We start from the raw sequence: 13,495 nt of genomic DNA, 5'->3' as shown, positions 1-13,495 counted from the left end.
GCTGATGCGCATCGCTGCGCAGCCGCTGACGGCCGTGCTCGGCCTGGGCGCGGCCGGCGCCGGATGCATCGTCGCTGGCGTCGCCGTGATCGCCGGGACCGGCTGGGCCCTGGTGGCGGGCGGCGTGTTCTTGCTGGCCGCGGCCTCGCTGATCGCCAATGGGATGACCACCAATGCCTGAACTGACCGTTCTCAGTGCGCTGAAAAGCGGGCTCACGCGGCAGAAGTCGCTGAGCATGGTCCCGGGCGCCTGGCGCAATCAGTGGCGCACGATCTCCGAGCCCTTCGCAGGCGCGTGGCAGAAGAACATCGAGGAGAAGCAGTCCGACCTGCTGACCTACCCGACGCTGTATGCCTGCATCAACCGCATCTCGTCGGACATCGGCAAGCTTCCGTTCTCTCTGCGCAAGCGCGAGAAGGGCGGCAACTGGGTTGCTGTGGAGAACGCGGCCTATGACCCGGTGCTGCGCAAGCCCAACGACTTCCAGACGCCGGCCCAATTCCGCGAGTACTGGATGCTGAGCAAGCTGACGGCCGGCAACACGTACGTGCTGAAGCGCCGCGACGCGCGCGGCGTCGTCAACGCGCTGTACATCCTTGATCCGCAGCGCTGCCTGCCGATGATCTCGGACTCGGGCTTCGTGTTCTACCAGCTGCAGACCGACGCGCTGAACTCGCTGCCGGTGGGCTATCCGGCCCAGGACCTGATCGTGCCGGCCAGCGAGATCATCCACGACCGGTGCATGACTCTGTTCCACCCGCTGGTGGGCGTCCCTCCCGTTGCGGCCGCACATTGGCCCGCGCTGAAGAACATGAAGATCCTTCGCTCGGCGACGGAGTTCTTCACCAACAACGCGCGTCCGGGCGGCCTTCTGACCGGTCCAGCCGGTATGACGGACGAGGAGGCGAAGGAAGTCAAAGAGTACTGGGAGACCAACTTCAGCGGCTCCAACGCCGGCAAGCTGGCCATTGTCGGCGCGGACATGAAGTTCACGGCCTTCGACATGAAGAGCATCGACGCCCAGATGGTCGAGCAGATGGGGTCGAGCGATGAGCAGATCTGCCAGCCCTTCGGCATTCCTCCGTTCAAGGTCGGCATCGGCACCATCCCCGCGGGCATGAAGGTCGATGACATGAACCAGCTGTACTACGCCGACGCCTTGCAGACGCACATCGAGCACATGGAGCTGTTGCTGGACCAGGGCCTGGCCATTGCCGCGCCGCTCGGGGTCGAGCTCGACCTCGACCCACTGCTGCGCATGGATGAAGGCAAGCGCGCAGAGGTGGAGTCCAAGCTGGTGCAGGGCAAGATCAAGACGCCGGACGAGGCGCGCGCGAGGTTCAACCTGGCGCCCACAGGAGGCGGCGGCACGCTGTGGGGACAGCACCAGGACTACCCGCTGGCGGTGCTGGAGAAGCGACAGGATCTCGAGCCCGCGCCTGCGCCGGCCCCCGCTGCGCCCCCGCCCGCGCCTGCGCCCATCTCCGACGAAGACCAAGCAACTATCGATGCGGCCAAGGCCATCGTGTCGACACAGAAGGCGATCGCAGCGATGAACGAGGAACTGGAGCCCGCCAATGTCATTTGACCCTGAGACCTTCGGCAAGGCCATGGGCGCGGCCATCCGCAAAGCCATCGCTCCGCTCCAGGCCGAGATCGAGGCGTTGAAGTCGCAGCTGGCCCAGCGCCCCGACTACTCCGACTTGATCGCGCAGGAGGTGACCAAGGCCGCGGCCACCATCCGCGTACCCGCCGACGGCAAGGACTGCGACATGGAGGCGGTTCGCGAGATGGTGAAGGACGCTGTGACGGCGTTGCCGCCCGCAAAGGGCGTCACGCTTGATGACTTCCAGCCCGTCGTGAACGACTTGGTCAAGCAGGCGACGGCTGCGGTGGCGCAGTCGATTGCTGAAGGGACCAGCGCCCTCGATGCGGTGATGAAGGGCATCCGCCAGCCGGAGGACGGAAAGAGCGTGACTCTGGCCGATGTCCAGCCTGTCCTCGACAGCGCCGTGCAGTCCATCCGCGACGAAGCGCGCAAGGGCCTGGACGAAGCGGTGAAGGCCATCCCTGTGCCGGCGCCCGGGAAGGATGGGGAGAACGGGAAGGACGGCGTAGGACTGGCTGGCGCCATGATCGACCGAGCCGGCGAGCTGCTGGTGACGCTGACCAACGGCACGGTGAAGTCGCTGGGCCCGGTCGTCGGCAAAGACGGCAAGGACGGCACCGACGGCATCAGCCTGGATGCCTTCGAGATGGAATATCTCGAGGAGAGCCACGAGGTGCGCATCAAGGCCGCTTGCGCCGGCCGCACGAAGGAAGTCCGCTTCCCTGCTGGCGGCATTCGCCCGGCCGGCTACTGGCGCGACGGTGGCACGGCCAAGGCCTGCGAGGCATGGGTGCACAACGGATCGACCTGGTACGCGAAGCGCGACACCACAGCCAAGCCCGACACCGGTTCAGACGACTGGATTGTTGGCGCGCGCAAGGGACGCGATGGCCAGTCCATCGTGAAGACCATCCAGGCCGGCCCGCCCGCGCCTATCAAGTTGGGGGCCTGAAGTGGAGCTGGTCACCGTTGAGGAAGCCGCGCTGCACGTCCGCAGCGACACCGCCGCTGACGGCCCATGGTTCGCCATCATGATCCCGGCTGTCAGCGAGGCCGTGCGGGACTGGCTCAAGGACGAATGGCGTCTGTACGTGCTGGCGCGAGATGGAGCCGGCGCTGTGGTGCGCGATGAGAACGGCGTGCCTGTTCCGGCCGTGGACGGTGGTGGCAAGCCGACTGTGCGGCCGGTGGTCAAGGCCGCAGTCCTGGTCGAGTTGGCCTATCAGCACCGCTACCGCGACGGGCAGGGCGATCACACGTCAACGGGGGATCTGTACAGCGGACGGTTCGGCTATCCGCTGAGCAGAGGTGCGACCAGTTTGCTCACAGCCCTGCGGCGTTCGACGGTGGCATGACCATGGAAGCCGGAACGCTGCGCCATCAGGTCCGCATCGAGCGCCTGGACTACCTGCGCGACGAGACCGGCGCGGTGCTGCAGGACCCCACGACCGGCGAGACCGCACGGGACTGGGTCGAGGTCGCCACCGTCTGGGCCGCGATCGAGCCGCTGAGCGCGCGCGAATTCATCGCCAGCGCCAAGACCCAGGCCGAAATCGTCGCGCGCATCGTCATCCGCTACCGCGACGGCCTGGATGCATCCATGCGCCTGGTCCATGTGCGCACCGGTCGCCCGGAAGTGATCTACAACCCGGCCGACTTCCTGCCGGACAAGGAGTCTGGTCTGGATTACCTGACCGCGCCGTGCTCGCGCGGCGCGACCGAAGGGCAATGACCATGGCCGACACCTTCGACCTCAAGGGGTTTGACAGCGCCATGGTCAAGCTGCGTTCGTTGCCCGAGGAGGTTCAGAAGCGGACCGGTCGGTCTGCCCTGCGCAAGGGTGCCCAGCTCATCCGCGACGCGGCAAAGCAGAACGCGAGCCGGCTGGATGACCCGGAAACCGCCGAGCGCATCGCTGCCAACATTGAGGAGCGCTTCAGCACGAAGACGTTCAAGCGGACCGGCGACTTGGCGTTCCGCGTCGGCGTGCTGGGCGGTGCTCGCATCCCCAAGAGTCGTCCGAAGGGTACGGAGCCTGGCGGGCCTGGTGGCGACACGCGCTACTGGGCATTCGTGGAGTTCGGCCACGAGCATGCCCGGGCCCAACCGTTCATGCGCCCAGCCATCGAGCAGAACATCGACGGCATCGTGAGCACCGTGGCCGCCAACCTGGACAAGGGCCTGGATCGGGCCATCAAGCGGCAGGGAAGAAGCTGATGAACCCGCCCATCTTCAAGGCCGTCAACGTGCCGGCCGTGCAGGCGCACCTGCGCGCACTGCGCGGGCCGCTGCGCTTCTATGCCTTCGGCATGGCGCCGCAAAAGGCCGAGTACCCCTATGCCGTCTGGCGCACCGCTGCAGGCACGCCGGGCAACACGCTGTCACGCCGCCCGCTGCACGACGCGGGCCTGTTCCAGATCGATGTCTACGCCTCGCCCTCGCAGGGCGTCGAGACGGTCCGTGCCGTTGCGTTCGCGCTGCGTGACGCCCTCGAGGGCCATGCCCATGTGACCGCCTGGCGCGGCGAGAACATCGACCCGCAGACCAAGGGCCTGCACGTCGGCTTCGACGTGTCCTGGATCGTCTTCCGGTAGCTCGCCGCTCCCATCCCCTCACAGGCCGCACTTCGCGGCCTTTTTTCTTTTCAACACGTCGGCCGCCTTGCGGCCTTTCTCACTGGAGGCACCACAAGTGACCGTCAAGACCCAAGGCACCGACCTGTTCGGTATCGACCCCCGCGACAACAGCCTGCTTGTCGTGGGCTGTGTCACCACCATCGATGGCATCGACTCCGCGGTTGAGCAGATCGAGACGACCTGCCTGAACTCGGGCAAGGATCGCAAGTACGTCGCCGGCATGGGTACGCCCGGCGCTGGCTCGTTCGGCATCAACACCGACCCGTCCGACGCGTCGCACCTGAAGCTGTACGAGCTCAAGCAGCTTGGCCTGACCATCAAGTGGGCCATCGGCTGGGGTGATGGCCCGATGGAGCCGGACGGCACCATCAACCTGCCGCCTGAGGTGGCCGACGGCGACTTCGTGCTGCCCTCGGGCCGGTCCTGGCTCCTGTTCGAAGGCTACCTGTCCTCGTTCCCGTTCAGCTTCGCTCTGAACAGCGTGGTGCAGTCCACCGTCGGCATCCAGATCAGCGGCACGCAGGTCCTGATCCCGAAGTCGGCCGGCAACCGCCCGCGCTGGTTCGTTGGCCCGGCCAACGCGCACACGGTCGGCACGCAGGCGTTCCTGGACGGCGCCACGCAGTTCGGCAACGGCGGCACCAAGACCGGCCAGTTCACGATCACCACGACGCCCGACAACTACGGCTGGGTGGCAGTGCCTGCGGACGTGTCTGCTGCCGGCGTGACGTTCACCGACTCGAGCAACACGCCGGGCGACTGGAACGGTGCCGGCGAGAGCGGTCCGAACACCGATGGCGGCCCGTCGCCCGCGCAGTCCAGCGTGACGTTCGCGGACGAGGACAGCTTCGTGTGGCGCCTGTTCCGCATGGACTACCCGCACGCCGAGCCCACCCCCGCCACCTGGAACATCAGCTAAGGAGCGCGCATGCCTGATTTCACCACTCCAGTGGGCAGTCGGCAGCGCTACATCGCTGCCCTCAACCGGTCGCAGGGCGACCGGGTGCCCGGCACCAAGAAGATCTTCGCGGACCGCCAGGACTTCCTCGACCGCATCGCCGACGAGCGCGCCTGCATCGCCATGGGCCTGCCGGTCTGGTTCGACGGCATCGACCTGAAGATCATGGCCGAGCCGGCCAGCGTGCAGCGACTGTGGTCCCTTTCGACCTCTGCCGGCTCGCCGACGGCCAACGCCGCAGCCAGCCACGGCCGCACCGTCGTGATCGGCGCCTTCTCCAAGGTGCTGTTCGCCGACGCCAGCCTGGTGCACGCCACGACCGGTGTGCCGGCGCCCAGCCTGGGCGCGAACGGCGACCTGGCGCTCGACGCCGTGGCCGGCATCGTCTACGAGAAGGCATCCGGTGCTTGGTCCCTGCTGGTCGCCATGTACGGCGGCGGCTCGACCTCGCCGCTGGTGCCTGGCGCCGTCCGCAACCTCGCGGCCGGCACCGCGACCGCGAACTCGCAGCCCCTGACCTGGGATGCCCCGGAGACCGGCGCGGGTCCGTTCACCTACCAGGTCGCCTACCGTCTTGGAACCTCGACCGGCGCATTCATCAACTTCGGCGCGCCGGTCAGCAGCACCAGCGCCACCGTCACCGGCCTGGCGGCCAACACCGGCTACGACTACCAGATCACGCCCATCAACGCGGCTGGCCCAGGCGCCGTCGCGACGCTGGAGGACATCCCGACGGCGGCTTCGGGCGGCGGCACTGTGCCGACCATCGACGCAGCCCCGAGCAGCCAGACCATCGCCCCGGGCGGCACGGCGACGTTCAATGTGTCCATCGGCGGCACCTACACCGACGTGGAATGGCAGGTGCAGCCTCCCGGCAGCGCCTGGGCCGATGTCAGCGAGTCCAGCACCACGCTGACCCTGACCGGCGTGGACATCGATGCGGACCAGACCAAGGTGCGCGTGCGCGCCGTCAACGGCTCGCTGGTTTCTGACTGGTCCAGCGAGGCCGTCTTGACCGTGGCCGAGGCCGGCGCCGTGCTCCGGGCCTCGGCACCGTTCGACGCGCTGTTCTCTGGCGCTCAGAACTCGTCCGTCAACGACGGCCACATCGACTGCGGGAACGTCACGCTCCGCGCTGATGGCGACTGGGCGATTTTCCTGTCGACAAACTGGCGCTCCGCGGCACTGAACATGGGCGGAGGCTTGCTCTCGATCGGCGACCAGTCGGACACCCTGCTGACGGGCAACTCCGCACTCGCCATCGGCATGTTCGGATCGGGTGCGTCCAATCCATGGTCGGACGGCAGCTTTGCTGGCGTTCCCTTCGCCACGGCCCGCGACGACAACGGCATCCGCGTCACCAACCGTCAGCCTCCCGGCACGATGGTCCCAGGCACGCTCAAGCCGTACATGCTCGTGGGCAAGCCCTCGACGCTGGCGGTGCCAGGCAACGTGGCGCACAGCTTCTTGGTCACCTGCGAAGCCGGCGTGGTGAAGTTCTGGGACTGCGACCCAGGCCATGAGCCGATCCTGCAGGACGCCGGCCCGGGTGGCGGTCCGGGCAACACGCTGACGGAGCTGGACGCCGGTATCGCTTTCACTGGCATCGCCAACAAGCCGATGGTGCTCGGCATGCTGAACCATGTCACCCAGAACGCGCAGAACCTCCGTACCTACTGGGGTGGACCGATCAGCCAGGTGGTCGTCTACAACGGCGGCACGATCAGCAAGGCGCAGGCCCGCCTGCTGTCTCAAGGCATCGACGCTCGCGACGTGCTTACGTTCGACGCTGCGCGCGGCGACCGCTACTGGCCAGGCAACGCGCTGGCCGGCGACGCGACGAAGATGGAGGAGTTGATCGCGGGGCAGCACGGCACCGTCGTCGGGGTCGGAGTGACATTCCCGGCCACGACGAAGCCGCAGCTGGTCTACGAAGCCGTCACCTGTGGCTGGCGTCCTGGCACGGTGTGGACGGCTGCAAATCAGCCGGCAACGACCACCGCGCTGCGCATGTGGGGCAATCGGCGCGGACCAGGCACGACGACCATTCAGGCGCGCATCGTCGCAATAACGGCTGCGTTCCCCGCAGCCGGCGCCGACATCGTGCAGGACTGGGCAGATGTTGCCACGAGCGCGGCAGACGGCCCCTGGGCCGGCAACTTCGTTGTTCCGCACCTCGCCGGCTACTGGTTCGTGGAGACCCGCTTCCGCAAGGCCGATACCAGCTGGTCCGATCCGGTTCGCCTGCAGGGCCAATACGCCATCGGCGACGGTGTGCTGGTGATGGGGCAGTCCATCCTGGCCAAGTTCAACGACGACGCCGGCACGCGCGCCGTGTCCGCTGGCGCGCAGGGCAAGATCAACACGTACAACAAGCACATGCCTGTGTACTCGATCAACCGCGTGCTGGGCACTCACCGGACGGGCTGGCTGCGCCGCGCCGCCACGAGCTACACGGATCTGTACGGTCAGACCTTGTACTGCGACCTGTTGGCCAACGTCACGGGGCGCCACGCCTACATGATGCATTGCGCGATCCAGGGCATCAGCCTGTCGCGCTACAACGTTCCCGGCAACACCTGGGACCGGGTCAAGGAAGCCATCCACGAAGCTCGCCCCAAGAACTTCATCTGGAACAACGGCCAGGGCGATGCGGCGCAGAACGAAGCCACTCGCTGGCCCGAACTGGACAAGCTCTATGCGCAGTTGGAGGAGGCCACGGCCTCTGCCCCTGGTGGCGCCTACACGGACTGGGTGCTGGGCATCATCCCTGTCGGCTCGGACTTCGTCACCGCTGGCCTGAACACCACGCGCAACAGCGACCAGCTCTGGGTCGAGGCGCGGCAGGCGCAAGGATGGAAGGTCTGCCTTGCAACGACGCTGACCGACGTGCCCAACACGCTGGACGGCGTGCACTACCGGCCGAGCCTGAACGAGCAGGGCGCCATGGCCGAGCGCCTGGCCACCTTCGTGGCATGGCGCGCCGGCTTCAGCACGCATGACGCCAATGGCGGCTACCTGAAGACGGCCACCTACACCTACGACTCGGGCACGCAGGTGCTGACCATCAAGCAGCCCATCACGGGCGGCAATGGCAGCTATGCGACGAAGGGCGGCGGCAACCCGTCTGGCTTCCGCATCAGCGTGAACGGCGCGTCGTCCGTGGTGCCGACCAGCACCTCGCTGGCGGGCAACGAAGTGACCGTGGTGCTGGAGGGCGTCGCATCGGCGCCAACCAGCGTGGGCATCAGCTACCTGTCGGGCTACCCCGGTCCCACGGCTGGCGGCGCAACCACGCCGGAGACCACGTCGGGCATCGACAACGCGCTGTACGACGTTCGCACGGGCATGGTCAGCGCGAGCAAGGGAATGCCCGTCCGCGCGAACCCGACGTCTGTTCTGGCCACCCCGGCCTGAGTGTCAGGCCGCCCCACCGCGGGTCGGCCCTCTGAAAGGATCACATGAAGAAACTCAAGGGCCTTGCTGGCATGAAGTCGGCCGGAGCAATCCGCGACCTCGCGCCGGTCATGCAGACCATCGACTGGAAGGGCGACGACGGCGAGGACTACTCGATCGATGTGTACGTCAAGCCGATGGCCTTCGGCATGGCCATGGACCTGCAGACCGACGACTCGCCCGACAAGCGCGCGGCTGCCATCGGGCAGATGGTCCTGGTCGAGGAGGCCGGCAAGCTGGTCCCGCTCGGCACCGAGAACGCGCGCGCGCTGAACTCGCAACTGGGCTTCAAGCTGCTGGCGGCCATCAACCAGGCCATGGGTGGTGGCGCAAAAAACTCACGGCCGCCGACGAGCTCCTCTGCGAACTCGTCCTCAACGGAATCGGCGGCCGAACCCTCGCAGAAGCCCGAGAGCGTCTGAGCGCTGAAGAGGTGATGGTGTGGGCCGAGTACCGGGCCCGCTTCGGCACCTTGAACGTGGGCCATCGGATTGAGTTCCTGTTCGGGCGTTCCGACTGGCAGCGAAACGCCAGCAACGGCGGCAAGGAGACGCTGGACAAGTTCCTGCGCTATCACGACCCGCATGAAGAGCAGCAGGAAGCGACCGCACCGACGGCCGCGTCCCTGGAAATGATCGCGCGCATGTTCCGTGCGCCGGTGGAGGTACGCAATGGCCGCTGAACACCAGACCGGGATCTACGAAATCCGCAACGTGGTGAACGGCAAGCGCTACGTGGGCAGCGCCATGGACTTCGCCAAACGATGGCGCGAACACATCAACGCTCTGCAGCGAAGCGCCCATCACTGCCTCCCCCTTCAACGCGCCTGGTGCCTCTACGGACCAGGCGCTTTTCATTTCAACAAGCTGATCGCATGCACCAAGGACAACCTCATCATGTATGAGCAGGCCGCCATGGATGCGCTGGCGCCCGAGTACAACGTCGCGCCGCGCGCGGGGTCGCAGCTCGGCTACCGCCACTCGGAGGCCTCGCGCCGCCGCATGAGCGAGTCGCGGCGGAAGGACTTCAGCCCGTTCACCGGACGGTCCCACTCGAAAGAGACGCGGGCCAAGATCTCGGCGTCGCGCAAGGGAAAGGGCGGCGGGGCTTATGAACCCGGCCGCGTCAAGAGTGCGGCCGACGCAATGCGCGCGGCGAAGAGCGTCCTAAGTCCAGAAGCTGTTGCACGCGGTCGACGGCTAAGACAAGAGGGCGCAACGATCCAGAAGGTCGCGGACCTCGCTGGATGTTCCTTCCACGCCGCGTACGACTTCCTTCGCGGTCGCACTTTCTCCTGGGTGAAGTAGATGGCAGCACGCTCGCTGGGGTCGCTCACGATCGACCTCATCATGAAGATCGGCGGCTTTACGCAAGGCGCCACCCAAGCCGAGCGCCAGGCCGCGCGCACCGCGCGCGAGCTGTCCAAGCGCAAAAAAGGAGATCGAGCGGGAATGGTCCACGCTGGGCAGCGCGATCGCTGCGGGCTTCGCCGGCATCACGATCGGCTCGACTTTCGCCAAGTTCATCCAGGAGTCCAAGGACGCCCAGGGTGAGCAGGCCCAGCTGGTTGCTGTGCTCAAGAGCACGAAGGAGGCTGCGGGCTACTCCGCCGACGAGCTCAACGAGATGGCCTCGGCCATGGCGGGCGTCTTCAGCGATGGGGACATCAACCGCGCGCAGACGCGCCTGCTGTCCTACACCAACGTCGTCGGCAACGAGTTCCCCGAAGCGCTGCAGGCCGCTGTGGACATGGCCGCCCGCATGGGCATGACCGTGGAGCAGGCCGCCGAGACCGTCGGCAAGGCGCTGGACGTGCCGGCCGAGGGCCTGACGGCGCTGTCCAAGCAGGGCTTCCGCTTCACCGAGGAGCAGGAAAAGCTCGTCAAGAAGCTGCAGGACACCGGCCGCACGGCCGAGGCGCAGAAGATCATCCTGGACGCGCTCAAGTCGTCGTACGGCGGCGCCGCGGAGGCCGCGCGCAACACCTTTGGCGGCGCGATCTCCGAGCTGCAGAACAGCCTGAACAGCCTGATGACGGGCGATGACGGGAGTTTGCAAGGGGCGACCGAGTCCATCCAGGACCTGACGAAGCAGATGAACTCGTCGGAGACCAAGCAGGCCTTCGCGGCGCTGACTGCCGGGCTGGCGTCGGTGATCTCGTTCCTGGCTTCGGCGACCACGCACGTCATCAATTTCAGTCGCTTCGTCGGCGAGGCGCTGGCCAAGTTGGCGCACGGCTCGGCCGATCCCATCGAGCAGCTGAACGAACAGATCTCGTCCCTGGAGATCGGCTTGGCAACGGCGCAGCGCGCGCTGAAGACCACGGACCCGCGGGCCGAGGGCTTCAAGGAATACACGGCCTACGTGGCCGAGACCACGGCGGAGCTGGAGAAGCTGCGCAAGACGCGCGCGGGGCTCGTGGCGGATGCCAATAGGGCGCCCACGCCCGGCACCGAGCCGGCCAAGGACCGGCCGAAGCCGGGTCGGATCGCCGTCAAGGGAGACGACGCGACCAAGAACCTGCTGGGCAACGAACTCAAGGAGTTCGAACGTTTGGTACAGGAGCAAACCGGCCTGATGGCCGACCGCAACCGCATGCTCGACCTGTACAACGGCCAGGGCCTGCTGTCGGTGCAGGGCTTCTACGGCGCGCAGCGAGCCATCCTGGAGGAGGCGACTGCCGGCCAGGTCAAAGCCTACGACGCGCAGATTGCCGCGCTGGAGAAGTACCGCAACGCGGCCGACAAGAAGACCGACCGGGCCGACGCCGAGGGCAAGATCGCGGAGCTGGTCGCCAAGCGCGCCAAGGTGCAGCAGGACGCCGGCCTGGCTGCCATCGAGCTGGACGAGAAGCAGAAGCAGGCCGCCAAGGATCTGGCCGACTCGCTGCAGGACGTGAGCGTGCGGCTGATGGAGCTGCGCGGCCAGACCGCAGAGGCCGCGGCGCTGAACTTCGACAAGGCGAACGAGGGGCTGAAGAAGCTGTTCCAAGCCAACGGCAACCAGGAGGGCCTCGACACCCTCGCGAAGCTGAAGGAATCGGCGATCGCGCAAGCGCAGCTGAACCAACTCACGCAGCAGTTCTCGCTGATCCAGGGCGACCTGAGCGACGCCGAGCGGCGTATCGCCATCGACCGCGAGGCGGGCACCATCACTGAGATGGAGGCGCTGCAGCGCACCGGGGCCGCGCGGCGCGAGCGCATCGCGTTGCTGCAGCAGGAGATCGACAAGTTCACGCGGCTGCAGGCGCTCGGCCTTCTCACGCCGGAGCAGCAGCAGGCCTTCGGCCGAGTCAAGCTGCAGATGGAGGAACTCAACGCCTCCATCGACCCGCTGAACGACAAGCTGCGTTCTACCTTCGAGGGCTCGTTCTCCGGACTGTTCGCAGACCTGGCGGACCGGTCCAAGAGCGCCAAGGACGCGGTGAAGGACTTCGGCAAGTCGGTGTTCAACGAGTTCAACAACCTGATCAGCAAGCAGCTCGGACAGCAGCTCGTGAACTCACTGTTCGGTGCCAAGGGGTCAGGCGGTTCTGGAGGATCCGGTGGCGGCGGCCTCTTCGGATCGTTGCTGACCGGGGTCATGAGCTGGTTTGGCGGTGGCTGGGCTGATGGCGGCTACACCGGTGCCGGCGGCAAGTACCAGCCGGCCGGCATTGTCCACAAGGGCGAGGGCGTCCTGAACCAGGTCGACATGGCAAAGATCGGCGGACCAGCAGGCTTCGCGCAGCTGGTGTCAACCATCCGCAGCGGGCGCAGCCACGCAGGCGGCGGGGTGGGCGGGTCGAGCAGCGCGGCATTCGCTCCGACCGCGCGCGGGAGCTTCGGCGACGTGAACATCTACAACCAGGCCGGCGCGGCGGTGACCGCCGAGAAGCGGCCGAACGCCAATGGCGGTATGGACCTGATCGTCACGATCAAGAAGGCGATCAAGGATGAGATCGCGGGCGAAATTGCCGGAGGTTCCGGGAGTGTGTCGCGCGCTCTGACTGGCCGGTATCCGGTCCTCAAGGGGGCGTAATGGCAGCACTTCCGGACTATGTCTGCATCCTGCTGGAGGGTGCTGGCGAGGAATTCGACCCTGGCGTCGTGGTCTCCGAAATGGAGCGAGGCCTGGCCAAGATGCGCGTGGGGCAGAGCCGCGTGGTTGTAGAGGTCCCGGCCTCGATGATGTTCTACGAGCAGCAGGACACGATCAGCTTCGACACCTGGTACTTCCAGACCATCAAGCGCATCGGCTTCTTCGACTGGCTCAACCCCCGCACGAATCAGCTGCTGAGCGTGCGTTTCAAGGGCGGAAACATCGGCAAGCTGGTTCCCGTCACGTCGGGCTACGCGCTGGCCAAGCGCGATGTCACCTTGCAGTACCTGCGATGACCCAGTTCCGCGAACGCAATCAGCGGCTGACCAACACGGTCGGCCACGTCGAGCTTCTGGAAGTCACCAACCCCAGCTTCACCGGCCCCATGCACATCTGCAACGACGTGCAGGACTTCACCAGCAAGGGCGTCACCTACATCGCGCTGCCGTTCGGGTTCTCGTTGCCCGATGACGTGAGCGGCCAGGCCCCGCGCATGCAGCTGGTGATGGACAACGTCGGGCGGGACATCAGCACCGAGCTGGAGCGGCTGCTGCCCGGCACCACCACGATGGCCCGGCTGATCATCGTTGCGCGCGACACGCCGGACGTACATGAGCACGTCTTCTGGATGCCGCTCACGGGCGTGGTGATCACAGGCAGCAGCGCCAGCGCGACGGCCAGCGTGGATGAGCTGATGCGCCAGGCGGCCTGCAAGCAGATCGCCAACCCCTTCACCTTGCCCGGCATCTTCTAAC

The 13,495-nt window shown here is 66.6% G+C and carries 16 protein-coding genes; all 16 read left to right on the top strand.

Translation table 11 applies throughout. The annotated features are described in order from the left end of the window. Window positions 1-4 precede the first annotated feature (4 nt). A complete protein-coding gene (locus ACSQ4M_RS27085) occupies window positions 5-181 on the top strand; it encodes a hypothetical protein (protein ID WP_436192492.1) in 177 nt (58 codons plus the stop codon). Then, entirely contained in the window at window positions 174-1,589 is a 1,416-nt protein-coding gene (locus tag ACSQ4M_RS27080) for a phage portal protein (protein ID WP_436192491.1), read from the top strand. The genes ACSQ4M_RS27085 and ACSQ4M_RS27080 overlap by 8 nt, the downstream gene beginning before the upstream one ends. Continuing rightward, complete coding sequence (locus ACSQ4M_RS27075; protein ID WP_436192490.1) at window positions 1,579-2,562, top strand: hypothetical protein; 984 nt, start codon at window positions 1,579-1,581, stop codon at window positions 2,560-2,562. Before ACSQ4M_RS27080 ends, ACSQ4M_RS27075 begins: the two co-directional genes overlap by 11 nt. 1 nt (window position 2,563) lies before the next feature. Then, window positions 2,564-2,965 carry a hypothetical protein gene (locus ACSQ4M_RS27070; RefSeq protein WP_436192489.1) on the top strand — a complete coding sequence of 134 codons (402 nt, stop codon included), beginning with the start codon at window positions 2,564-2,566 and terminating at the stop codon, window positions 2,963-2,965. Beyond that, complete coding sequence (locus tag ACSQ4M_RS27065) at window positions 2,962-3,342, top strand: phage head closure protein (RefSeq protein WP_436192488.1); 381 nt, start codon at window positions 2,962-2,964, stop codon at window positions 3,340-3,342. Before ACSQ4M_RS27070 ends, ACSQ4M_RS27065 begins: the two co-directional genes overlap by 4 nt. Window positions 3,343-3,344: 2 nt before the next feature. Beyond that, window positions 3,345-3,827, top strand: coding sequence for an HK97-gp10 family putative phage morphogenesis protein (locus ACSQ4M_RS27060; RefSeq protein WP_436192487.1), 483 nt, complete (start codon window positions 3,345-3,347; stop codon window positions 3,825-3,827). Further along, window positions 3,827-4,204, top strand: coding sequence for a tail completion protein gp17 (gp17, locus tag ACSQ4M_RS27055; protein WP_436192486.1), 378 nt, complete (start codon window positions 3,827-3,829; stop codon window positions 4,202-4,204). The genes ACSQ4M_RS27060 and gp17 overlap by 1 nt, the downstream gene beginning before the upstream one ends. Before the next feature lie 97 nt (window positions 4,205-4,301). Beyond that, window positions 4,302-5,165: a phage tail tube protein gene (locus tag ACSQ4M_RS27050; RefSeq protein ID WP_436192485.1), complete on the top strand. Its 864-nt coding sequence runs from the start codon at window positions 4,302-4,304 to the stop codon at window positions 5,163-5,165. 9 nt (window positions 5,166-5,174) lie between these two features. Next, window positions 5,175-8,621 (top strand): fibronectin type III domain-containing protein, encoded by a 3,447-nt coding sequence (locus ACSQ4M_RS27045; protein WP_436192484.1) that lies wholly within the window; start codon window positions 5,175-5,177, stop codon window positions 8,619-8,621. A gap of 44 nt (window positions 8,622-8,665) precedes the next feature. Further along, window positions 8,666-9,082, top strand: a complete 417-nt coding sequence (locus ACSQ4M_RS27040) for a phage tail assembly chaperone family protein, TAC (RefSeq protein ID WP_436192483.1) — start codon at window positions 8,666-8,668, stop codon at window positions 9,080-9,082. Between the two features lie 14 nt (window positions 9,083-9,096). Further along, the gene (locus ACSQ4M_RS27035; protein WP_436192482.1) at window positions 9,097-9,342 is read left to right on the top strand and encodes a hypothetical protein; all 246 of its coding nucleotides are present in this window, start codon (window positions 9,097-9,099) and stop codon (window positions 9,340-9,342) included. Beyond that, entirely contained in the window at window positions 9,332-9,967 is a 636-nt protein-coding gene (locus ACSQ4M_RS27030) for an NUMOD3 domain-containing DNA-binding protein (RefSeq protein WP_436192481.1), read from the top strand. The genes ACSQ4M_RS27035 and ACSQ4M_RS27030 overlap by 11 nt, the downstream gene beginning before the upstream one ends. Next, entirely contained in the window at window positions 9,968-10,213 is a 246-nt protein-coding gene (locus ACSQ4M_RS27025; protein ID WP_436192480.1) for a hypothetical protein, read from the top strand. It abuts the gene before it with no gap. A 19-nt stretch (window positions 10,214-10,232) separates the two neighbouring features. After that, entirely contained in the window at window positions 10,233-12,680 is a 2,448-nt protein-coding gene (locus ACSQ4M_RS27020) for a phage tail length tape measure family protein (protein ID WP_436192479.1), read from the top strand. Next, window positions 12,680-13,036: a hypothetical protein gene (locus ACSQ4M_RS27015; RefSeq protein ID WP_436192478.1), complete on the top strand. Its 357-nt coding sequence runs from the start codon at window positions 12,680-12,682 to the stop codon at window positions 13,034-13,036. Before ACSQ4M_RS27020 ends, ACSQ4M_RS27015 begins: the two co-directional genes overlap by 1 nt. Then, window positions 13,033-13,494, top strand: a complete 462-nt coding sequence (locus tag ACSQ4M_RS27010; protein ID WP_436192477.1) for a DUF1833 family protein — start codon at window positions 13,033-13,035, stop codon at window positions 13,492-13,494. The genes ACSQ4M_RS27015 and ACSQ4M_RS27010 overlap by 4 nt, the downstream gene beginning before the upstream one ends. The last annotated feature ends 1 nt before the right edge of the window (window position 13,495 follow it).

The organism is Pseudorhodoferax sp. LjRoot39, from assembly GCF_964253035.1.
Classification (GTDB): domain Bacteria; phylum Pseudomonadota; class Gammaproteobacteria; order Burkholderiales; family Burkholderiaceae_C; genus Pseudorhodoferax.
This window is presented reverse-complemented; position numbering and strand designations above follow the sequence as displayed.

Bases quoted from the DNA above. Each gene is read 5' to 3' on its own strand.
- ACSQ4M_RS27085 (WP_436192492.1), top strand. From the start codon at position 5: ATGCGCATCGCTGCGCAGCCGCTGACGGCCGTGCTCGGCCTGGGCGCG.
- ACSQ4M_RS27080 (WP_436192491.1), top strand. From the start codon at position 174: ATGCCTGAACTGACCGTTCTCAGTGCGCTGAAAAGCGGGCTCACGCGG.
- ACSQ4M_RS27075 (WP_436192490.1), top strand. From the start codon at position 1,579: ATGTCATTTGACCCTGAGACCTTCGGCAAGGCCATGGGCGCGGCCATC.
- ACSQ4M_RS27065 (WP_436192488.1), top strand. From the start codon at position 2,962: ATGACCATGGAAGCCGGAACGCTGCGCCATCAGGTCCGCATCGAGCGC.
- ACSQ4M_RS27060 (WP_436192487.1), top strand. From the start codon at position 3,345: ATGGCCGACACCTTCGACCTCAAGGGGTTTGACAGCGCCATGGTCAAG.
- gp17 (WP_436192486.1), top strand. From the start codon at position 3,827: ATGAACCCGCCCATCTTCAAGGCCGTCAACGTGCCGGCCGTGCAGGCG.
- ACSQ4M_RS27045 (WP_436192484.1), top strand. From the start codon at position 5,175: ATGCCTGATTTCACCACTCCAGTGGGCAGTCGGCAGCGCTACATCGCT.
- ACSQ4M_RS27040 (WP_436192483.1), top strand. From the start codon at position 8,666: ATGAAGAAACTCAAGGGCCTTGCTGGCATGAAGTCGGCCGGAGCAATC.
- ACSQ4M_RS27035 (WP_436192482.1), top strand. From the start codon at position 9,097: ATGGTGTGGGCCGAGTACCGGGCCCGCTTCGGCACCTTGAACGTGGGC.
- ACSQ4M_RS27030 (WP_436192481.1), top strand. From the start codon at position 9,332: ATGGCCGCTGAACACCAGACCGGGATCTACGAAATCCGCAACGTGGTG.
- ACSQ4M_RS27025 (WP_436192480.1), top strand. From the start codon at position 9,968: ATGGCAGCACGCTCGCTGGGGTCGCTCACGATCGACCTCATCATGAAG.
- ACSQ4M_RS27015 (WP_436192478.1), top strand. From the start codon at position 12,680: ATGGCAGCACTTCCGGACTATGTCTGCATCCTGCTGGAGGGTGCTGGC.
- ACSQ4M_RS27010 (WP_436192477.1), top strand. From the start codon at position 13,033: ATGACCCAGTTCCGCGAACGCAATCAGCGGCTGACCAACACGGTCGGC.